Origin of the sequence: Amycolatopsis alba DSM 44262 (assembly GCF_000384215.1) — a bacterium.
In the GTDB taxonomy this organism is placed as follows: domain Bacteria; phylum Actinomycetota; class Actinomycetes; order Mycobacteriales; family Pseudonocardiaceae; genus Amycolatopsis; species Amycolatopsis alba.
In genome coordinates this window covers 7,610,772-7,631,648 of sequence record NZ_KB913032.1, presented here as the reverse complement: position 1 = coordinate 7,631,648, position 20,877 = coordinate 7,610,772, and the positions used below count along the sequence as shown (strand labels likewise).

18 protein-coding genes are annotated in these 20,877 nt (G+C 68.4%); 5 read left to right on the top strand and 13 right to left on the bottom strand.

Annotated features, from left to right (window positions below; genetic code table 11):
- Positions 1 to 9 precede the first annotated feature (9 nt).
- Complete coding sequence (locus tag AMYAL_RS0135620; protein WP_245193231.1) at positions 10 to 858, bottom strand: SAM-dependent methyltransferase; 849 nt, start codon at positions 856 to 858, stop codon at positions 10 to 12.
- A 534-nt stretch (positions 859 to 1,392) separates the two neighbouring features.
- Between AMYAL_RS0135620 and AMYAL_RS0135615 the strand changes: the two genes are divergently transcribed.
- The gene (locus tag AMYAL_RS0135615; protein ID WP_026467721.1) at positions 1,393 to 2,271 is read left to right on the top strand and encodes an SDR family NAD(P)-dependent oxidoreductase; all 879 of its coding nucleotides are present in this window, start codon (positions 1,393 to 1,395) and stop codon (positions 2,269 to 2,271) included.
- A 17-nt stretch (positions 2,272 to 2,288) separates the two neighbouring features.
- On the opposite strand, the gene AMYAL_RS0135610 is transcribed toward AMYAL_RS0135615, so the two are convergent.
- The 5 genes from AMYAL_RS0135610 to AMYAL_RS0135590 are packed head-to-tail and all read right to left on the bottom strand — an operon-like array spanning position 2,289 to position 7,434.
- On the bottom strand, positions 2,289 to 2,750 hold the full coding sequence (locus AMYAL_RS0135610; protein WP_020636077.1) for a MaoC/PaaZ C-terminal domain-containing protein: 462 nt from the start codon (positions 2,748 to 2,750) through the stop codon (positions 2,289 to 2,291).
- A gap of 11 nt (positions 2,751 to 2,761) precedes the next feature.
- Positions 2,762 to 3,868: a CaiB/BaiF CoA transferase family protein gene (locus AMYAL_RS46890; RefSeq protein WP_020636076.1), complete on the bottom strand. Its 1,107-nt coding sequence runs from the start codon at positions 3,866 to 3,868 to the stop codon at positions 2,762 to 2,764.
- Between the two features lie 27 nt (positions 3,869 to 3,895).
- Positions 3,896 to 4,798: a TIGR03621 family F420-dependent LLM class oxidoreductase gene (locus tag AMYAL_RS0135600; RefSeq protein ID WP_020636075.1), complete on the bottom strand. Its 903-nt coding sequence runs from the start codon at positions 4,796 to 4,798 to the stop codon at positions 3,896 to 3,898.
- Positions 4,792 to 5,778, bottom strand: coding sequence for a 3-oxoacyl-ACP synthase III family protein (locus AMYAL_RS0135595; RefSeq protein WP_020636074.1), 987 nt, complete (start codon positions 5,776 to 5,778; stop codon positions 4,792 to 4,794). Before AMYAL_RS0135595 ends, AMYAL_RS0135600 begins: the two co-directional genes overlap by 7 nt.
- Before the next feature lie 57 nt (positions 5,779 to 5,835).
- A complete protein-coding gene (locus tag AMYAL_RS0135590) occupies positions 5,836 to 7,434 on the bottom strand; it encodes an acyl-CoA carboxylase subunit beta (protein ID WP_026467720.1) in 1,599 nt (532 codons plus the stop codon).
- Between the two features lie 178 nt (positions 7,435 to 7,612).
- Here AMYAL_RS0135590 and AMYAL_RS49560 point away from each other — a divergent pair, with 178 nt between their 5' ends.
- Positions 7,613 to 8,329, top strand: a complete 717-nt coding sequence (locus tag AMYAL_RS49560) for a hypothetical protein (RefSeq protein WP_143267746.1) — start codon at positions 7,613 to 7,615, stop codon at positions 8,327 to 8,329.
- A 290-nt stretch (positions 8,330 to 8,619) separates the two neighbouring features.
- A complete protein-coding gene (locus AMYAL_RS0135585) occupies positions 8,620 to 8,931 on the top strand; it encodes a hypothetical protein (protein ID WP_143267747.1) in 312 nt (103 codons plus the stop codon).
- Positions 8,932 to 8,984: 53 nt separating this feature from the next.
- On the opposite strand, the gene AMYAL_RS0135580 is transcribed toward AMYAL_RS0135585, so the two are convergent.
- A complete protein-coding gene (locus AMYAL_RS0135580) occupies positions 8,985 to 10,325 on the bottom strand; it encodes a tetratricopeptide repeat protein (protein WP_020636071.1) in 1,341 nt (446 codons plus the stop codon).
- Positions 10,326 to 10,653: 328 nt separating this feature from the next.
- On the opposite strand from AMYAL_RS0135580, the gene AMYAL_RS0135575 reads away from it, so the two are divergent.
- A complete protein-coding gene (locus AMYAL_RS0135575) occupies positions 10,654 to 10,854 on the top strand; it encodes a DUF5988 family protein (RefSeq protein ID WP_020636070.1) in 201 nt (66 codons plus the stop codon).
- An 806-nt stretch (positions 10,855 to 11,660) separates the two neighbouring features.
- Here the strand turns inward: AMYAL_RS0135575 and AMYAL_RS0135565 are convergent.
- Genes AMYAL_RS0135565 through AMYAL_RS0135540 form a run of 6 tightly spaced genes read right to left on the bottom strand, consistent with a single transcriptional unit; the run spans position 11,661 to position 18,276 of the window.
- Positions 11,661 to 13,748 (bottom strand): N,N-dimethylformamidase beta subunit family domain-containing protein, encoded by a 2,088-nt coding sequence (locus tag AMYAL_RS0135565; RefSeq protein WP_020636068.1) that lies wholly within the window; start codon positions 13,746 to 13,748, stop codon positions 11,661 to 11,663.
- A complete protein-coding gene (locus AMYAL_RS46880) occupies positions 13,745 to 14,860 on the bottom strand; it encodes an MFS transporter (protein WP_020636067.1) in 1,116 nt (371 codons plus the stop codon). Before AMYAL_RS46880 ends, AMYAL_RS0135565 begins: the two co-directional genes overlap by 4 nt.
- Positions 14,857 to 15,492 (bottom strand): HAD-IA family hydrolase, encoded by a 636-nt coding sequence (locus AMYAL_RS0135555; RefSeq protein ID WP_020636066.1) that lies wholly within the window; start codon positions 15,490 to 15,492, stop codon positions 14,857 to 14,859. Before AMYAL_RS0135555 ends, AMYAL_RS46880 begins: the two co-directional genes overlap by 4 nt.
- Before the next feature lie 27 nt (positions 15,493 to 15,519).
- Positions 15,520 to 16,632, bottom strand: coding sequence for a DegT/DnrJ/EryC1/StrS family aminotransferase (locus AMYAL_RS0135550; protein WP_020636065.1), 1,113 nt, complete (start codon positions 16,630 to 16,632; stop codon positions 15,520 to 15,522).
- Position 16,633: 1 nt separating this feature from the next.
- Entirely contained in the window at positions 16,634 to 17,119 is a 486-nt protein-coding gene (locus AMYAL_RS46875; protein ID WP_020636064.1) for a cupin domain-containing protein, read from the bottom strand.
- Positions 17,116 to 18,276 carry a hypothetical protein gene (locus AMYAL_RS0135540; RefSeq protein WP_020636063.1) on the bottom strand — a complete coding sequence of 387 codons (1,161 nt, stop codon included), beginning with the start codon at positions 18,274 to 18,276 and terminating at the stop codon, positions 17,116 to 17,118. The genes AMYAL_RS46875 and AMYAL_RS0135540 overlap by 4 nt, the downstream gene beginning before the upstream one ends.
- 152 nt (positions 18,277 to 18,428) lie before the next feature.
- Between AMYAL_RS0135540 and AMYAL_RS46870 the strand changes: the two genes are divergently transcribed.
- The gene (locus AMYAL_RS46870; protein ID WP_167336178.1) at positions 18,429 to 19,655 is read left to right on the top strand and encodes an ROK family protein; all 1,227 of its coding nucleotides are present in this window, start codon (positions 18,429 to 18,431) and stop codon (positions 19,653 to 19,655) included.
- The last annotated feature ends 1,222 nt before the right edge of the window (positions 19,656 to 20,877 follow it).

Here is a 20,877-nt window from a genome sequence, read left to right as displayed (position 1 = left end):
GACCCTTGGTCACCGGTGGGGTTTTCGGGTCGCGGCCACACACCAGATCCGTCTGTCGGACGAGTCCCGGTCGTCGGCGATGGGGGGAACAGGGCGCGCGTAAGCCTTCGCCAGCTCGCGGATGTCGTGTACGTCCGCTTGCCAGCCGGCACTGTCGAGCCATCGCGCGGGGTCATCGAGGTGAGAAACCCACGGTTCTCCATGAGAAGACACCAGGCGCGTGACGTCGTTACCGGGCGGGGTGTTCTGCGCGACACGATTGAGATGCTCGATCAGCAACAGGCTGCCGTTCGAGCCCAACGTGGTCACCGTCTCGACGAGTTTTCCACCCTGGTCTTCGGTCAGATAAAGCAACAGACCTTCGGCGAGCCACGCCACCGGCTGATCCGTGGCGATCCCGGCAGCGAGAAGGTCTGTCCTCCAATCGCCGGCCAGGTCAGTCGCGACAGGTACTCGGCGACTCGCAGGACGATACGCGTTCCGATCCAGCACCGATTCCTTGAAACCCAGCACACCGGGGCGATCCACTTCGAATACGGTCGTGCCTTGAGGCCACTCCAAGCGAAGAGAGCGACTGTCCAGGCCTGCTCCCAGGATGACCAACTGCCTGCCGCCGCGACGAGCGAAATCGGTGAGCCGATCATCGAAGAACTTGGTTCGGATCGCGAACATGTCACCCAGTGCCTCGGCTGATGGGTGGGACTGCGATGAACACCACCCGGCGCCGGTCAGGAAAGCGGAGGCCACGTTGTCATCGAACAAACGATCCGTGCGGCGGGACTCCGCCGCACGGGCCGACGCGGCGATGAGCGCCGTGGTACCGACCTGGGACAGGTCTGGGTCCAGCCCGTTGGCCACGCTCGTACCCTTCTGCATCGGTCAGATGTGTTTCGATCGGGTGCGCACTGGATTCCTGGCGGTCTCGTTCCGGAATGGGTGCGCCGCGGCGACTGAATGATACCCGGCCGCGGTCAGACCGAACCACCCGGAAACTGGTCCGCGCGCTCAATCCAACCTACGCCCAAGGCGTGAGCTTCGGCGCTCGGTGTGGACTGATTTGGCCGTCTGATTTTTTCTCAACATGGCTTTGATTTCAACAGCGAACTTTCCGCAGGGACTGGCGCGTGGGCAAGGGCAGGCGTCTACTGGACCTGCGGTAGCCGATCGTATGATTGCCTGGCACGCAGCCTGTGAGGTGAGGTCATTGCCGAAGCCGACTCTGGGCTCTGCCACATGGCAGCGCGAGGTCTTTCCCGTGGCGATTAGTCCAGCCGATTGCTGACACCTGCTAGCCAAGTACACCCGGCCGCCGCAACGTCCATCCATGCCGCTGGATGGTGCGGTGTCGCAGCGTCCGCCCGTCCGTGCGGCATGATTTTGGAAGGTGACGAAATGCGCTTCGTCGATGGGATTGTTGATCGGCTGGTCAACCCGCCGCGCGGCTGCTCCTCCGAGCGGTTGCGCGCTGAGGTCGAGGGTAAGACGATCCTGGTGACTGGTGCCTCGTATGGGCTTGGTGAGGCCACCGCACGGTTGTTGGGTGCGGCGGGCGCGACGGTGTTGTTGGCCGCGCGCACGACGGAGAAGCTCGATGAAGTGTTCGCGTCGATCACCGTCGGTGGTGGCCGGGCGTGGGCCTATCCCGTCGATCTCGCTGATCGGGATGCGATTTCGTTGCTGGCGCGGCGAATCACTGAGACGCACGGTCCCCTCGATGTCATGGTGAACAACGCGGGCAAGTCGATCCGGCGGTCGCTCGACCTTCAGCAGGACCGTCCGCAGGACTTCGAGCGCACCATCGACATCAACTATCTCGGGCCGGTCCGGTTGCTGCTCGAGCTGCTGCCGCCGATGCGCGCGGCCGGGGCCGGGCATGTCATCAACGTGTCCACGATCGGCACGCGGATCACTCCGATTCCGCGGTGGGGGTCGTACCAGGCGTCCAAGGGCGCCTTCGACGTCTGGCTGCGCAGCGTCGCTCCAGAACTCCATCACGACGGGGTTCGGGTCAGCTCTTTGTATATGTGGTTGATCCACACTCGGATGAGCGCACCGACCGCGATCATGCACCGGCTGCCGGGGCTGCACCCGAACGAGGCGGCCGATATCGTCGCCAAAGCAATCGTCGAACGTCCGGCCACTCTTCAGCCGTGGTGGCTGCGGCCTGCGGGCCTGCTCTCGGCGCTGGCGCCGGGCGTGATCGAAGCGGGAATGCGCGCGATGTTCCGCCGGTCCTCTGATTCTGACAGCGCTCGTGGAGTCCGGCCATAACCGTGGTACAGAGCGATTCACGCTGCCTGCGGGCGGGTTCTGACCAGTAGGCCGAGTCGACCCTCCTGAGTGATCTCGCCGTACTGGTTGACCAACTCGAAGTGGCGTTGGACGACGCCGCTGTCGCCACGGCTTGTCAGGCGTGTGCTGACGATCCGCGCTCGGGCGTGTAGCGTGTCGCCGATCCTGATGGGTGCGCGGAACAGCCACTGGTCGATGCCAAGCAGAGCGAGCGCCGAGCCGTCGAAGTCCCATACTCGCGTGCTTAACCCAAAGCACAGCGCCATTCCCAACGCCCCGTGAGCGATCCGTTCTCCGTAACGGCTCTCCGCAGCGGCGACCGAGTCGGTGTGCAGAGCGTTGTAATCGCCGCTCCATGCGGCGAACAGCACCACGTCGGTTTCGGTGACGGTTCGGGCAGGCGAGACCATCTCCTCGTCAATGCCCATGGCTTGGCAGTCTTCGAACCACAACGGCATGGGATGCCCTCTCAGTCGATGTCGCTGTGCCTGGGTCCAAGCCAGTCCTTGATGACCTCGGCCGTGTGCGTCCCTGGTATCGGGGGTTTCCGCGGGGCGGCGGTGGCAGTTCGCGAGAAGCGCGGCGACGATGCGGGCTGGGTGACGCCGTCGATCGTCACGAACGAGCCGCGTTCTTGCAGGTGTGGGTGCTCGGGGGCCTCGGTCATACTGAGTACGGGGGCGACGCAGGCGTCGCTGCCCTCGAATCGTTCCATCCACTCGGCTCGTGTTCGTTGCTGGAACCTGGTCGCGATGGTTTCGCGTAGTTCTTCCCACTGGCCCCGGTCGAGGTGGTCGACGTCGCCGTCGATGCCCAGGCGTTCGGCGAATTCGTGGAAGAACTCCGCTTCCACCGCGCCGACGGCCATGTACTCGCCGTCCCGTGTCTCATATACGCCGTAGAAGGGGGCTCCTCCGTCGAACAGGTTGGTCCCTCGTCTGTCCTCCCATGCACCGCTGCCGAGAAGGCCGTAGAACATGGTCATGAGGTGGGCGGCTCCATCGCACATTGCCGCGTCGACCACCTGTCCTTGGCCGTTCCTGGCCTCGTGCAGTCCCGAGAGGAGGCCCACCGCCAGGTACAGTCCGCCGGCGAAGTCCCCGATCAGGCCCAACGGGATCTGCGGTGGCCCGTCGTGACTGCCGATGGCGTGGAGGACACCGGTCGGAGCGATGTAGGTGATGTCGTGGCCCGCAGTACCCGCGAGAGGACCAGCCTGACCCCAGCCGGTGACCCTGCCGTACACCAGGGTGGGGTTGCGGCGCAGACACTCCTCCGGGCCGACGCCCAGTTTTTCGACCACGCCCGGACGGAAACCCTCGATGAACAGGTCGGCATGATCTGCCAGTGAGAGCACCAGATTTTTGCCCTCAGTGGTTTTGAGGTCTGCCAAGACCGAGCGTTTCCCCCTGTTGAGCAGTTCGCGTCCGTACGGATGGAAGGTTGTCACGCCGCCGGGGCGGTCCACGCGCACGACGTCGGCCCCGAGGTCAGCCAAGAGCATTCCGCAGAACGGTCCCGGCCCGAGGCCGCCGAGTTCGATCACACGCAGTCCCGCCAGTGGACCTCCGGTCATCGTCGCCTCCTTGTCCGGCCGCCGGGTTTACTGGCCACGGGCCAGTTCGATCACGGGTGCCAGCGCGTCGAGGTTGAACTCCTCTACCGTGATGTAAGAGAAGCCGAAGAGTTCGCGATACTCGATCAACTGGTCGATGATCTGCCGCGCGGTGCCGATCAGGACGGTGGGGACGTCCAGCATCCGTTCCGCGCTCAGCGTGCGCAGTGGTGCCAGGCGTTCCGCTTCCCGTTCCCGGTGGTCGGTGACGACCACGCGCCACACGTAGATGTTGAGTTCCACTCGGGAAAGTCGTGTCCCCAGCGACTTCTTCACATAGGCCACGCGCTCGGCGACCCCTTCCCTGTCGGTCAGGTAGGCGATGTCGCCGTCGTTGCCCGGCGCGAAGCCGGTGAAGCCCACGATGTCGGCCTCGCGAGCCGCCAGGGCCAGCAGACGGTCGCCGCGTCCGGGTATCCACAGCGGCGGGCCCGTACGCTGCTTCTGATCATCGACGGGCCTCGGGAAGTGCCGTCTGATCTCCTCGACGGTGCGCGCGAGGTGGTCGACTCGGGCGCGTGGCGTGGGGAAGACCAATCCGGCACGGTCGAAATCCCGTCGGTCGTAGCCCGTCCCCAGGCCGAGTTCGAGCCGTCCGTCGGTCAGCTCGTCAGTGGTCGTGATGTCCCGGACGAGCAGGGCTGGTTGGTAGAAGCCGGCGTTGAGCACGAACGTGGCCAGCCGGCACCGCTGCGTCGTTTCGGCGGCCAGTACGAGCGACGGGAACGGGGCGGGTCTGCCCAGGTGGTCGGCGACCCCGAGGACGTCATAGCCTAGTTCCTCCGCCTTCCGGCACTTGTCGACCCATTCCCGTTTGGATCCTCCCTGCTTGAGGCCGACGCCGAACCTGAACGGTCGCTTGCCGGGATCGGTGGCCTGCGGGTTCACCATGTCAGCATCACTCCGCCGAGGGTAAGTCCCGCGCCGAACGAGATGAGCATGACGAGGTCGCCGCGTGCGAGCTTTCCGGTCCGGGAGGCATGATCCAGAGCGATGGGGACCGAGGCGGCCCCGGTGTTGCCCGACCAGGCGGCGATGTTGTGGATGAGATCAGGTGGCACTTCGAGAAGGTCCGACCATTGCCGCAGGATGACCCCGTTGACCTGGTGGGGAATGATGTGGTGCACGTCCTCGATCGAGTGTCCTGCTTGGTCGAGCAGTGCCGCCACCAGTTTGGGCAGGGTGGAGGTGACGGTCGTGCGGATGTCGTAGCCGTTCATGCGGACGTAGTGCTGCTCCGCCGCGACGGTGTCCGCGCTGGCCGGGAGGCGGGCCCCTCCGGCCTCGATGTAGGCGAGGTCGGCCTTGGCCCCGTCAGAGGCGAGGAGCGTCGTTATCAGTCCGTTCCCCGACGGGGTTTTCCGCAAGACGATCGCGCCGGCGCCGTCGCCGAACAGCGTGGAGGTCTTCTTGTCGGTGTAGTCCATGACCCTGGAGAAGACTTCCGCTCCGATCACCACGGCGGTGTTGCGCTGTGGGTTCGACACGAGCATGTCGTGGGCCATGGCCAGGCCGAACACCGACCCGGAGCAGCCGGCGGCGACGTCGAAGGCCACGGCATGCACGGCACCGATTTTGTGCTGCACGAAGCACGCCGTGGCGGGAATCGGCTGATCCGGCGTTACCGTGGCGACGATGAGAACGTCAACCTCGGACGCAGGAACACCGGCGTCGGCCAACGCAAGGCGCGCAGCGCGCGCGGCCAGGTCGGAGGTGACCTCCTCGGCACGGGCGACGCGACGTTCGTCGATCCCGGTCTTCTCCAGGATCCACTTCTCGTCGATGCCCAGCTGCGCCGCCAGTCGGTCGTTCGTCAACTTACCGGCGGGCAGGTACGACCCGGTTCCCGCGATTTCCACGGTGACAGTCATGGCGAGCTCCTCCGAATCGGGGCGGGTGTGGCGACGGGCGCGGGGTTTCGGGCGCGGTCACAGCGGGATGTTCCCGTGCTTCTTGGGCGGCAGTGTTTCCCGTTTGCCCTGGAGCAGTGAGAGCGCCTTGGCGATGTGGCCGCGGGTGTGTGCGGGCACGATCACTGAGTCGACGTAGCCGCGTTCGGCTGCCGCGTACGGGTTCAGGAGCGTGTCCTCGTATTCCTGGATGAGCTCCGCGCGCAGCGCGTCGACGTCCTTGCCGTCGGCGGCGGCCGCGGCGAGGGTCTTGCGGTGCACGATGTTCGCCGCGCCCTGGGCGCCCATGACGGCGACCTGCGCGGTCGGCCAGGCCAGGTTGACGTCCGCGCCGAGGTGTTTCGATCCCATGACGTCGTACGCGCCGCCGTAGGCCTTGCGGGTGATGACGGTGACGAGCGGGACGGTCGCTTCGGCGTAGGCGTAGATCAGTTTCGCGCCGCGGCGGATGATGCCGTTCCATTCCTGGTCGGTGCCGGGCAGGAAGCCGGGGACGTCGACGAAGGTCAGTACCGGGATGTTGAACGCGTCGCAGGTGCGCACGAACCGGGCGGCCTTCTCGGACGCGTCGATGTCGAGGCAGCCGGCGAACTGGGTCGGCTGGTTCGCCACGACGCCGACGCTGCGCCCGTCCACCCGGCCGAAGCCGACCAGGATGTTGGGTGCGAACAGTTCGTGTACCTCGAGGAAGTCACCGTCGTCGACGACGCGGTTGATGACCTCGTGCATGTCGTACGGCTGGTTCGGCGAGTCCGGGATCAGCGTGTCGAGCTCGCGGTCGGTCTCGGTGACGTCGTCGAAGAAGCCGCCCGGCGCCGCGTCGGTCTCGAACAGCGGTGCTTCGGACAGGTTGTTCGCCGGGAGGAACGAGAGCAGTTCCTGGACATAGGCGATCGCGTCCTCCTCGTCCTCGGCGAAGTAGTGGGCGTTCCCCGATCGGATGCCGTTTGTGCTCGCACCGTCCAACTGTTCGAGCGTGACCTCCTCGCCGGTCACGGTCCTCACCACCTCAGGGCCGGTGATGAACATGTGCGAGGTCTTGTCGACCATCACCACGAAGTCGGTCAGCGCGGGGGAGTAGCACGCCCCTCCCGCGCAAGCGCCCATGATCAGCGAGATCTGCGGCAAGACCCCGGAAGCCCGCACGTTCCGTCGGAAGATCTCCCCATAGGCGGCCTGCGCGGCCACGCCTTCCTGCAGGCGTCCGCCCGCACCGTCGTTGATGCCGATGACCGGACGCCCGGTCTTGATCGCCAGATCCATCACCTTGACGATCTTCTCGCCATGCGCCTCACCCAGCGAGCCGCCGAAGACAGTGGCGTCCTGGCTGAACACGCACACGCCGCGCCCACCGACTGTGCCATAGCCGGTCACCACGCCATCCCCATAGGGGCGATTGCGCTGCTGGCCGAAGTTGTACGACTGGTGCCGGACGAACTCATCCATTTCGACGAACGAGCCCGGATCGAGCAGCAGAGCGATGCGCTCGCGTGCAGGCAGGCTTCCCGGCTCGCGCTGCCTCCCTGTTGCGGATGGCGAAACGGCCTGCGTCGCCTCTGTGGAACGTCGGTAAAGATCTGCCAGTTTACTGTGGGTTCCCGACTCCACCTGCACCATCGTGCCCTTCCGTTCTCGTGGCAAGTCAAGGCCAGACAGCAACAGCACGCTTACTTGCGGCTAGAAGCGGTTCGACGTCGAACTCGACACTGGTCGGCTCGATTCCACGATCCGGCCAAGCGGTGACGACAGTCATCGAACCCGGCGATGGCAGACTTGTCATGTAGATCTTGCGCGTATGATGAAATCGGCCCGATTTCACGGACTCGGAGAAAAGACGAAGAGGATCAGTGTCACGCTGACTCGAAATCAGATACGTCGAAGTGGATATTCCGAATACTTTCCGGCCATCCGACAAGATTACGCCGAAAAGCAGGCTGCCGCATGTGTCAGTTTCTCCGTCTTCCCTGGCCGGACTGCTGAACGGAACATTCCACCGGCTTCTTGTCATAGACTGGTGTCGTGTGAAGCACGTGACTTCGAAGCTCGCGCCGTCGGGCCAGGCCTGCAAGCCGGACAAGGTGATGCACGCGTCGTCCCCACTGGCGAGGATGCGCTCGCATGGCAACTGGACCGCGAGGAAGGTGTCGGCGGGTGGGGTGGCTCTCGTTCGGGACGAGGTGACGGACTCCTTGACCTCGTCTTCACGTCGATCATCCAAAAGAAGTTCGTCCTGATAAAACATCGCCACCTCCACGGTTCATGCGAGTGCGCCGGGCGTGCAGATCCGTTCCTGAACTTTCCCGGCGAGGGCCTGGGCGTGTTCCTGTCTGGCTCGGCCCGTCATGTCGCTTTGCCTACGCTCGCATCCAAGTGCTCCTTTCGCTATTCCTTACGACAAGCGCGGCTGGTGCGGGTGAACTGCCTGGGTGGCAAGGCCGATCGAGTCATGAGCGGCGCGATCGAACCTATGACGGACGAAGCGAATTTAACTTCCGTCCGCAGCCTGAAGTAATCTGATCCCGTTTCTTCTGCGCTGTCGGTAAGATCATTAGACGTCATCTGGCTAACGGAGGCCAGTACCGGGTGATGACCGCGTTGTTGAACAACCCGCCATGTTGAATACGACGCGCGCGGAGATCGGCGCCAGGCTGCTGGGGGAGATCGGTGACGACCCCAGCCGGTTCACCACCACGCCGGGCAGCGCCCCGATGAGAGCCCGATCCTGTCTGTCAGGCGGCGCACTGGCCGCTGTTCCCGACCAGATCGAGACGGCTGACTCGCAAAGATCCGGGAAGGAGGGAGATGAGTATGGCCCAGTCCACGCCACGCTCACCCGCGGTCGGTGACATCCCCGTCGCCGATTTGCTGCGCACCCTGCTCGACCGCACCACGGTCGACATCCTCGGCGCCGCGATCAGCGTCGCCCACCATGGGGCGCCGCTCACTGTCCTGCTCGCCACCGGCATCGCCGACCGGCTCGCCGAGGTACGTTCCGCATGGTTGGCCGACGCGGCGACCGTGGCCGTGGCGGTGGCGAGCCCGGCGGGGATGCTGTTGGCCGAAGACCTGGTGACCGTGCTGTCCGGTCTTGGACCGCTCGCGGCCATGCGCTGAAGTGTTGCGACCGAACCGTTTGAGGGCGCACTGACAGACCAGGGCAGGCTGAGTCAGGCCGCTCTCGCGCGGTACAGTTCGGCGGCCTTGTGCGTCACCGAGCGAGCGGGGGCATAAGCGGTGTGCGGCCGCAGGCAGGAGCGCAGTGTGGCCAGCGCGGTCTCGGCACGCTGGGACCGCAGGTAGGGATACTCGTCGAGGAACTTGCTCCACGCGTCGCACGCACGGTCCAGCTCGCCGGCATCCAGATGTAGCTCGGCCAGCCTGGCCAGCGTGATCGCGCGAGCCCGGCGCTCGGCCTCCGGGCGGTGGCGCAACGACTGGGTCAGCGCGGAGACCGCGGCACCGCGGTCGCCCAGGCAGGCGTGGACGGCCGCGTGATGGTGGGACAGGGCGGCAGGATGGTAGGTCCCCACCGGGGGCGTGGTATCACAAGCGCGTTCGAGGTAGGCCTCGGCGGCCCGCAGATGAGTCACCGCATGGTGTTGCTCGGCGGCGGCGGCCTCGGCGGCGGCGACCTGCCCGGTCAGGAACGCACGGGTGAGCGGGGGTGCGTGCACGGGAAGCGCGCGCGCCGCGGTGGTGGCCAGGTCGACCGCTTGCGTGCGGTGGCCGAGCATCCGGGCCTGCACACTCAAGGCCCGCAACGAAATGGCGTAGTGCAGGGCGTCGCCGGCGTCGTGGGACAGGCGGGCCGCGATGAGGTAATACCGCTGGGCGACACCGTGTAGTTCGTCGTCGAAGCACAGGAAGCCGCAGAGGTAGGACAACTGCGCCGCCGTGATCAACGCGTCTGTGCGTACCGCCGGCGCCGCGTCCAGGCGCAGCCACGGTGCGATCGTGGTCTGCAGATAGCGCGCCAGAGCCGGGCGGACGTATCCGCCGCCGAACGTCAGGTCGGCGGCGGAGAACAGTTCGAGCATCGTCTGGGCGGCGTCGACGTCGGCGCGTTCGAGTCTGCCCCCATGATCGGCCGGGCGTGCCGTGACACCGGCGGTGGCCAGATCACCCCAGCCGGGAAGGGACAGGGCCGCCAGGCTGTAGACGCAGCCGGAGATCGTGCGACGGTGGGCCGCGCCGTCCCGGCACAGCTTCCTCAGCTCGGTGACGATGTCGGCCCGCCAGGACGGCGGCGGCGCGACGGCTGTGGCGGGCGTGAGTCCGGCGTCCGCCGTCGTGATCCGCCTGCCCAGGCAGCGGGTGAACGCTTCGGCCACCAGTTCCGGGACCGGCGGGCGAGGGCGTGCGCCGGACAGCCAATGCGCGATGCTGGTGCGGTCGTAACGCAATCGCAGGCCGGCCTCGGCGCCCACGTCGTTGGTGTGGTTCGCCAGTTTCTGGCCGGTCCATCCGGATTCGGTGAGCAGGTTCCGCAGCAAGTGGTTCGGCGCCACCCAGGTCTCCTTTGCCGATGTCGTCCAGTCGCCGAGGCACGCTCCCGCAGTCGGGGAGCGGGGTCCGAAACGGCTCTCTCCGGAGAATTACCCACTGGTGTCCCGGCTGAATTGCGCCAACCGGGTCGTACTGGCCCGAGGCCACCACCGTTCGCGCCGTGAGCGTTCAACAACGCCGTACGTGCAACAGCTCGCCAGGCGCCCGCACCTTGGCTTGCGCCGCCGTCGCGGGCTTACTGGGAAACGACGCCGCCCCACCACATCGCGAGAGCGAAAGCGTCACACCCCGGTTGTTGCCACACATCCGCGCTGTACTCGAGGAGGTCTCATGACGACGATCCTGTTGGCTGGGGGACCGGCCGCGCTGGACCCGGTCCGCACGCTGCCCGAGGGGGACTTCCCGGCGCAGCTGTCCGTGGATCACGGCAGGTGGCACGAGCATTTCGTCCGCACCGACGGGCATGACGTCGTCCGCGGCAGCCTGGTCCGCGTTTTCCGCTGGAGCTACCGCACGGCGATCGCCGAATAGGTCCGCACGTCCGCGACCACGAGGAGGAGTGAAACGCTGTGGCCACTCAACCACGGCACGGCCCGGACGACGTGCGGCCCGACCAGCCGGATTCGACTCCCTCGCCTCTGTCGAACTCCGCACCAGGCTCACCAACACCCTCGGCACCCCGGCTCGCGGCCACCGCGCTGCTCGATCACCCCACACCCGCGACGCTGGCCCGGCACGTCGACTCCGTCCTGCCCGGATCCACGGAGCCGCGAAAAGACGACGGAGGGGCACCTCCCTCGTCACCACCGTCCTCACCGCCTGGCGCGACGGCGACGCGGACCGGGCGCGCCCTTTCCGAAGACTGCCTCTGTTCGGCAAGTCCTTGAGTTACACCGGGTCCTACACCCTGGATCGAGAAGTGATCACCCACCACACCTTGGTCGCGACCTGGCCCTTCGGCGCGGGAAGCAGGCAAAGGCGATGGGCCACCCTGACCGCGGGTGAAGGCTCGGCCGATCTGCTGCGGCTCACTGGCAACCCCGGCAGCCCGGTCCAGTTCGTGCTGACGTGGCACAGGGCCCCCCATCGGCCGGACGAGCGAAATCGGCTCAGCCCGACCCAGCCGCCGATCCACGACGACGGGTGGATGGGTGCGCCTGATTCGTAGAGTTCCCAAGGGAGGGCCTTGATCGCCTACGCCTGCGGATCGAGGTAGCGGCAAGAGATACCGGGCACATGGATCCGCTTGCCGACGATCCGGACGGCCGCCGCCGGTCGGCGCCGAACACGAACCGCACGTGCTCGGGCAGGTCGCAGGCCTCGTCCGCGGAGGCCCGTCAGCGCGTCTCGGAACGGCGGCGGAAGTTGTCCAGGACGTTGGCGACCAGCCGCGAGACGTTGTTCCGGTATCCGTGCCGCGAGAGGCTGCCCAGGAACGCGATCGACCCGGCCGAGAACACCGCGCCGCCGGAGGGCTGTTCCAGCAGCACCAGGTCCGACCGGACGGCGGGGTTGGCCGGGCCGCTCAGGCCCGGCCGGATCTCCAGGACGTCTTCCACCGCCTGGTGGTAGTGCTCGTCGTGTGGCTGGGACGTGGCCAGCACCGCGGTCTGCGGCGGGCTGCCCAGCGCGGCGTCGAACCGGTCCAGTTCGTCGCCGCTCGCGCCGCCCATCACCAGGCCGAAGTCGCCGAGCACGTCGTCGGCGATGCCCTCGAACACCCACGCCCAGCGCGGATCGCGGGACTCGGCGGTGCGCACGTAGCCGCGGCCTCGTTCGCTCCAGCCGTGCGCCGCCATGCCGATTCCGGTCAGTGCGTTGGGGGAGCGGCCGCGCTCGCGCCACAGGCCGCCTGGTTCGCCGGTGCTCGCGTGGTGTCCCTCGCCAGGGGCGGTTTCCCAGCTGCGGACGCCGCGCGAACGTCGTACCTCGATGATCTCCGGCCGGCGCGGGTGCTGCGAGGTCACCCAGTAGAAACCGTTGCCGCCCAGGTACATGAGGCACCGCCCGGCACGGACGTGCCCGTGCAGCGCGTCGAGCGTCTCGGTGCTGTGGTACTCAGGGTGTGATCCGGTGAGCACCACCTGGTAGCCCTCCAGCGCCGTCGTGCCCTCGGCGTGCAGGTCGTGGTCGGTGAGGACGTCGAACGCGACGCCGGTGTGCTCGAGCCAGTCCGCGAGATAGAGGTCGGCGCCGAAATGCCGTGGCGCGTCGTAGTGCCAGTGCCGGTAGTCCGGGCGCAGCGTGAGGATCGGCCGCAGTGCTGTCGAATGGCAGATGCCGGAGCCGTCCCGGTGCCGGTCGTAGAGGCTTTTGCCGAAGCCCGGATGCGTCCGCAGCGCGACGTCCAGCGGGTCCGTCATGACGGCCGGGCCGCCGGTCTGCTCGTTGGCGTAGGCGAGGTAGGTGAACGTGGGCAGCAGGAACACGACGTCGGCCCGTGCGCCGGGCGCGCGGACGGCGAACGGGACATGGTCGGTGTGCCCGTCGCAGCGCAGCCGGACCGCGTAGATCCCGCTGCGCAGATCAGGCGGAAGCCGCATCCGCGCACCAGCCGTCCAGTTCGAGTCGGCCAGGTCGTCGTCGTGGAAATGGACGGCGCCGTACTGCTCCGGCGCCGTCCGCCAGTCGAGCGTTCCGCCGGTCCAGCCCGCGCCGGTCATCGCGCGGGCGGGCGCGTTCACCAGCAGCCCGTGCCGCCCGCGGCCGGACACGTCGACCGCCCGGTCGCCGGTCATGTCCCGCTCGAGCGCCCAGTCCGCCAGTAAGATACCGGTTCCGTCGCGCACCTCGGGACGTTCGAGTTTCCCGTTGTAGCAGCCATAAGGGCGCGCGGTCACGGCGGCGGCGACCACGCCGGACGCGCCGCTGAGGTCCACTCCGGGTCCGGTGGCGTGCGCCGGTTCCTCTTCCCCCGGCACCGGGTCGAGCGCGACGGCGGCGAGCGTGACGCTGTCCGGTCCCGCCGCGGCGGTAAGCCGGTACCACCGGCGTTCCCGCAGCGGCCGGTCGAGCCGCGCCCGCACCGTCCCGTCACTCAGGCACGGGCGACCGGTTTCGTCCAGTGCCAGGAAGAAGACCGCTGAACCGTCCACAGCGGTCAGACTGAGCAAGCCCTGTGCGGTCCCCGCCGCGGGCAGGGTCGGCCAGACGAGCGCCGAAAACCGGATCGCGGCGGTCCCGCGCGGCACCACCGCGTCGGCGCGCAGGAACGATCCGGTACGGATCGGCTGCTCGCCGCCGGGAGCGGTGACCGCCGGGACCGCACCGATCTCCTCGCTGCGGAAACCCGGCCCTTCCGGCGAGGTGTCGCCGTGGATCAGCCGGACCAGGTCGACGCGCACCGGCGCGGTCGAGGTGAACCGGCACGCGATCTCCTCACCGGGACGGAAGGAAAACCGGTCCAGATAACCGAAAACGCTCATGCGCTCGCCTGACGCCCGGCCCACCGCGACGCCGCCAGGGCGAGCACGCCGAGGACGGCGATCGTGAGCGGGACAGCCGCGGGCCGCGTTCCCGTCGCGATCCAGCCGATCAGCAGCGGATGTGTCACGCTGCCCGCCATTTCCGCCACCAGCAGCATCGCGTTCGCTTGCCGTACCGCGGAGAGGAGAGTCGCCAGCCACGCGATCACGGTCGGGAACACCGCTGCGAGCGCGAACCCGGCGGCCACGTAGGCGTACGGCGCGGCTACCGCCCACATGGCGACGGCGGTCGCGGCCGTCGCGGCGAGCAAACACCATCCGACGATCCGTCGAGGCCCGCGCGCGAACAAGGGAACGACGAACCGGCCGGCCGTGATGCCGAGCCAGTACAGCGAAACCCACTGTGCGGCAGCGGCCGGAGAGAGCCCGGTCCACGTCAGATGCGTCGCCGCCCAGGCCCCGATCCCGGTCTCCAGCCCGGCGTAGCAGAACGCGAGCACCAGGAACGGCGTCAACGTCGCGAACGCCGGTTTCCCTTCGCGGACACCGGATTCGCGCACAGCGCACCGGCACGCGGGCAAGGACAGCAGGGCGAGCACGCCGACGCCGAGGAACACGGTGCGCGCGTCCGGGAGAAGCCCGACCACGAACGGACCCGCGACGGCGCCGAGGCCGAACGTGGCGTTCACCAGGTTGAGCAGGAGCACCGCGCGATGGCCGGACCCGCGTGCGAAGGCGGTGTTCACGTGCAGCACAGCGCCGCCGTAACCGCAGCCCGCCACCGTCGCCGAGATCAGCAGCACCGGCCACGACGGCGCGAGCCCTGCCCCCGCGCATCCCGCCGCGAACAGCCCGATCATGACGGCCAGTTCCCCGCGGGGAGCCACTGACCGTTTGCCCACCCCGCAGGCGACGATCGCCACCAGCGCACCCGCGTTGTAGAGGCTGACGAGCAGCCCGCCCGAATCGGCCGCACGAGCGAACCGCTCGGTTACGGCGGGCAGCGCTGCACCGAGGCCCGCCGTTGCCGCGCCGAGAGTCAGGAACAGCGGGAACGCGGCCGCTGTGCCGAGCCGGGCACCGCGCCCGTGCCGGACTTCGGTCGCCGTCACGGCTTCACGCCGACCGCCGCCAAGTCCGGCACGGTGTGCTCGACGTCCAGCTGAGCGACCGTGCCCAGCACTCCGACGACCTGCATCCCGCCCGCCCGTGCGGCCGCGATCCCGGCGGGCGCGTCCTCGAACACCACGCACTCTCGCGGATCGACCCCGAGACCGGCCGCCGCGGCGAGATACCCCTCGGGATCCGGTTTGCTCTTGCGGACGTCGTCCGCGGAGACGAGCACACCGGGCACCGGCAGGTTCGTGACCCGCAGCCGGGCCCGAGCGACCCGGTTGTTCCCCGACGTCACCACCGCCCACGCCGACGGCGGCAACGCGTCGAGCGCGGCGCGGGCTCCGGGCCGGGCGGTGATGCCGTCGACGTCGTCGACCTCTCGCTCCTCCATGAGCCGGGCTTCCCGCTCGGCATCGAGATCCGGCGCCACGAGCCGGACCAGGTCGAGGTTGCCGCGCCCGTGCGACTGCTCCACGACCCGGTCCGGCTCGAGCCCCCTCCCGGTCGCCCATTCCCGCAGCTGCGCGACGATCGTCGGCATCGAGTCCACGAGCACGCCGTCGAGATCGAACAGCACGGCGCGGCAGGACAGGAACGCGCCGTCCGGCAGCGTCAGGGTGATGGGCATGAGCACTCCAAACGGTGGGAAAAGCGGTCAGCTTGAGAAGAACTCCCGCACCCCGGCGCAGACGAGGTCGACCTGGTCCGCGGTCATCGACGGGTACAGCGGCAGGCACAGCGTGGTGCCCGCGAGGTCCTCGGCCACCGGGAAATCGCCTCGGCGGCGCCCGAGGGACGCGAACGCCTCTTGCAGGTGGATCGGGTGCGGATAGCGGACCACAGCGTCGACGCCCGAGCCCCGCAGATGCGAGACCAGTTCGTCCCGCCGTTCGGTGCGCAGCTGGAACAGGTGGTACACGTGCTCGCCAGGGCCCGCACCGTCCTGAAAGGACACTGGCAGCCCGGCGAGCCGCTCGCGGTACCCGGCCGCGATCGCGACGCGCTGCCGCGTCCACGCGTCGAGGTGCGGGAGCTTGTGGCCGAGCACGAGCGCCTGCACCGTGTCGAGCCGCGAGTTGAAGCCGACTACCTGGTGCTCGTTCTGCTTGTCCTGTCCGAAATGGCGCAACCGCCGCAACGCCGCGGCGATCTGGTCGTCGCCGAGCGAGATGGCCCCGGCGTCGCCCGCCGCGGCAAGGTTTTTCGACGGCGCGAAGCTCCAGCACCCCGCGTCGCTCGTCGTCCCCACCCGCGCCCCGCCGGAGTACGCGCCGACCGCCTGCGCGCAGTCCTCCAGCACGAGCAGGTCGTGGCGCCGCGCGAGCCGGTGCACCTCGGTCATGTCCACGGACTGCCCGAACAGGTGGACCACGATGATCGCCCGCGTGCGGGGGGTGACCGCCGCTTCGGCTTGTTCGAGGTCCAGGAGGTAGTTGTCGGGACGGCAGTCGGCGAGCACCGGTGTCGCGCCGACCCGCACCACGGCTTGCGCGCTCGCGTGGAACGTGTTGGCCACGGTGATCACCTCGTCGCCGGGGCCGACGCCCAGTGCGTGCAGCGCGAGGATCAACGCGTCGGTCCCGGAGTTGACCCCGACCGCGTGCCGTGCGCCGAGGTAGCCCGCGAACGCGCGCTCGAACCGGTCCACCGCCGCGCCGAGCACGTAATCGCCGCGCAGCAGCGTTTCCCGCAGCGCGGGCAGGAGCTCCTCGTCCAGGCCGGGAAGCTGGCCGGGGTAGTCGTAGCGGCCGACCCGGTACTCGGCCATGTCAGGCCCGCCCTTCGTGCTCGGCCTCGATGCGCCCGTCGCCGCGCCCGTAGTCGTCGGACAGCCGGACGACGTCGTCCAGTTCCGGCGTCGAAACCTCGACCAGGGTGATGTCGGTGGCGGCCTCGATCCGGTGCACTGCCAGCGGCCGTACGTGCACGATGTCGCCAGGGGCCAGCGCGCGGGTCGCGAGTTCTTCGCCCGCGCGGTCGGCGTACCGGAGAAGTCCCTCGCCGCGCACGATGAGGTTCGCCTCCTCCTTGCGCTCGTGGTACTGCAGGCTGGTGCGCTCGCCTGCCTTGAGGTGGATGACCTTGAACCCGAACGGCGCGCCCTCGGCGACGAGCCACCGCTCTTCGCCCCAGCCCTTGCGCACGACTTTCGCCGCGTTCAGCGACGTCATGGTGAGGCCGTCGGTGGTGTGCCCAGGGCCGGTCTCGTTTGCCGCCGGGAAGATCTCGTTCAGGTAATCGCTGGAGACAGTCATGCCGTGCGGACACTTTCTGCGAGGACGGGCGCCGGGATGGCGTCGGCGGTGGTGGTGTGGACGAGGTAGTGCAGCTGGGCGTCGTAGATCGCGGCACGCAGCCGGTGGTCGACATCGGGCGCCTGCCTGGCGATCCGGTCCTTCAGTTCGCGGAACTCGTCGGTCGCGAACACGTAGTGCCCGGCGATGACGGCGCGCTCGTGATCGGTCGCGGCGGTGCCGGGCTTCAGCCATTTCCGCCACGAGCCCGAATCGTGGGCGAGCCGCAGGAATTCGTCGCGCTCGGCGGCGAGGCCCAGTTCGTCGAGCAGCGCGAGCAGCGCACGGGTCTCCACGACCCCGAACTCCGGCGCGACGTTGACCGCCGCCACCCCGCGCTGCATGAGCCGCCGCAGCGAGTCCGCGGTGAGGTAGTCGGCGTTGTGCGCTTTGAGGGAACTGCCGACCTCCTCGCAGACCCGTGCCAGCTGCGCCACCGCGAAGCCCACTGCGGAGGGGGCGGTGAGCAGCGCGCCGGTGTTCTCCGTTTCCAGTACTTTCGTCCCGGTCTGGGCGACGACGAACGCAGGTGCCGGCAGCCCGCCGGCGGCCAGCCGCGAGCACACCTCGGTAACCTGGTCGCGGAACTCGGCCGGGTCGTTCGTGTCGACGCCCTGGTCCTCGAACCCGATCTCGAACCGCACCTCGCGGCCGAGTTCGCGGGCCGCCTCGTGGCATTCGCCGTACAGCTTCACCAGCCGGTCGATCGCCCGGTCGAGCGCGGCGGCGCCGTCGAGATCGAGACAGGTGTCGATGTGCAGCAGGTCGAATCCGGCTTCGATGTCCGCGCGGAACGAGGCGAGGCTGGCGGCCATCGCCTGGTCTTCGGAGTAGTTCCCGGCGCGCTCGCCAGGGTGCTGCCACGGCCCGCCGTGGTCGCGGCACAGCAACAGGAGTCCGGCTTCGTCGCGGCCGCGCACGTACTCGGCGAACTGGGCCGTGCTCCAGCGCTCGACGTACCCGCCGCCCAGTTCGGCGGACTCGACCTGCCTGCGGCTGGGGATGAGCATGATCCGGCGGCCGCGGTCCCGTGCCAGTTCGACGGCGGCGTCCACGGCGTTCTTCGACATCGGCCCGATGCCGAGCGTCGGCATCCGGGTTGATCCGTTCGTGGTCATCTGACCCTCTTTCATGCCTGAACCAGCTGGAAGTTTTGGCTGGTCGCGAGCACGCCGATGGGCTTGCGACGCGGATGGGCGGGGAGGCGGCGGGGGGTCCCCGCCCCGGCGAAGCACTGGCAGGGTCTGTCACAACCAGTTATGTTCGCACGATGAACAAATTAGTGGTTCAGACCACGGCGGCATACCCCCAACCGAGCGAGAGTGCCGCCGCACGGCTGCTGCAACTGGTCCACCTGACCGGCAGCGTGCCCCGCGCCGAGGCGACCGCGAAGCTGGGTCTGCCGCGCAGCACCGCGAGCGAGGCGGTCTCGGAACTGGTCGCATTAGGACTTATCGCCCAGGGTCCGCCCGCACGCCGGGCCGGAGCACCGCGCGGCCGTCCATCCCCGCAGCTGTACCCGGATCCGGCGGGCCCGGTGGTCGTCGTCGCGCGGCTGGACTCCAGCGAAGCCGAACTGGCCGTTGTCGAACTGGGCGGTTCTGTCGCGCAGCGGCGGCGGATCCCGTTGCCCGCCTGGGGAAGCGACCCCCGGACGACCTTGTCGGCGCTGGCCGGGCTGATGCGCGAGGCGGTCGCGGAGAGCGGCCGCCCCTGCGCGGGCGCGGCCGTCGGGTTGGCCGGCATGGTCCGGGCGACCGACGGGCTGGTCCATTCGGCCCTGCACCTGGACTGGAAATCCGTCCCCGCGGCGGAAATCCTCGCCGCCGAGCTGCCGGAAATCCCACGGGTCGAGGTCGGCAAGGACGCGTCGTACGCGGCGCTCGCGGAACACTGCCGGGGCGCCGGCCGCGGGGCGCGCACCTTGCTGACGCTGACGTGCGAGCACCTCGGAATCGGCGGAGCCGTGCTGCAGCAAGGGGTTCCGTTCACCGGGGCCGGACACGCGGTCGAAGCGGGACACGTCGTGGTCGACCCGGCGGGTCAGCCATGCCCCTGCGGGATGCGGGGCTGCCTCGAGGTCTCGGCGGACGGCCGCGCCCTGCTGAAGGGAACGCCCAGCGACCCTGGCGACCCCGCTGAGGTCGAGGATCTGCTCCGCCGCGCCGCGGCGGGCGAGCCACCCGCGGCCGCCCGGATCGCCGCGGCCGCGGCGAACCTGGGACGGGCGCTGGCGAGCTTGACGAACCTGTTCGACCCGGACCGCGTGGCGCTGAGCGGGCTGCTGGGGGAGTACCTGCGGATCGCGCCGGACCGGATCCACGCGGAGCTCGAGGCTTCCGTGGTGGCGCGGACACAGAGCCCGGAGGTGGTGGTGGGCAGCGTGGCGAGCCCGGTGCTGATCGGGGCGGCCGAGCAGGCGTTCGGCAGGCTGCTGGCGACGCCCTGTTTGATGGCGACGGCTTCGCCGACGCGATCCCGCGTGGTGGTCCGGTGAGGGAGGTGCCTAGTGAGGCGCCGTGGTGGGGCGTGTGGGTTACGCCGCGGAGCGGCGTCGTTTGTCACGGATGTAAGTCGCCCCGGTGACAGGCCTACGACCAGATCAATGCGCCCTCGTCAGCGATCGCCGGATCACCTGGCTGTGGTGGGGTCGCGGGTGCGGGGCGGCAGCAGTCCTCGTCGGGATACCGGGTCAGGCGGGCCCATCCCTCTCGGACACGTGCCACCGCAACGGTTGCGCTCGGCGCGGGCTCGGAAGTCCTCGCTGTGGGCGGACGCCGGCCGGTGCAGCGAGTCTGCTGGAGCCGACGACCTGCCCGGCTCGGTGAATTCGCTGGGAAGCAGCCGTTCGATCACTCGGCGGCCGGGTCGTGTCCACCCCAGAAGCGTCCCGGCGTTCCACTGTGGTCGCGAAGCTGAACCCCGCATGCCCCCCTGTCTTTCCGCTATTCGATTGAGACACCGGGCTTCCCGCATCGAGGATCGGGCTCCGTTCGACACCTTACGAAGGAGCCACTCGGCGTGGATCGTTCGAACCCTGTCCCAGCTGTCCGTTCTGGTCAGCGTCCGGTTGAGCTTGACCAGATCAGCTTCTGGGTGGCGTACCTGCTCAGTGTCGCCATCGCCACGCACGCCGCCGGCTCGACCGAACCCTGGATCGGCTCGGGAACCGGCTTCGGCAAAGGAGGAGAGGACAATCCGCGGCTGAGGCATCCCGGTCCTGCTCGGCGAATCGTAAATCGTTCCTCGGTGCGTCATCGGCCGCGCCGTCGAAGGTCAGCTCCGTGTCACTGGTTGTCGACAGTCGTCTGGGATCGGATCTTCCGGAAAATCGGAACGATTCCGATGCGATCGGCTGATGGTAAGTGTGCGCACGAGTACTGGGACGCCGTTGCTTTCTCGAACCCGATTCGAGCGTAGCCGTGTCGAGTGCGTTCTCCTCGATGTACCTGACGACTGACCGGCTATCCAGGCTCTGGTGTGCTTACACCGACGGAGTCAGGTGTGCGTCACTCGTCATTGCCCCACATCGACGACGCTGCGTCGGAACTGCGGTGCATAGCCCGCCTCCGGCGAGCCGGCACCGGCCTGCCGGACTCGCCTGGTTCGTCTTTCTTGAGGCTGTTCGAAGGTCACACACCCTCGTGAGCGGCGTGGTCTGGACCATGTCGACCGCGCGGGGTGCGCATTTACCAAGAGGGGCCGGTGCGGGCAACCGA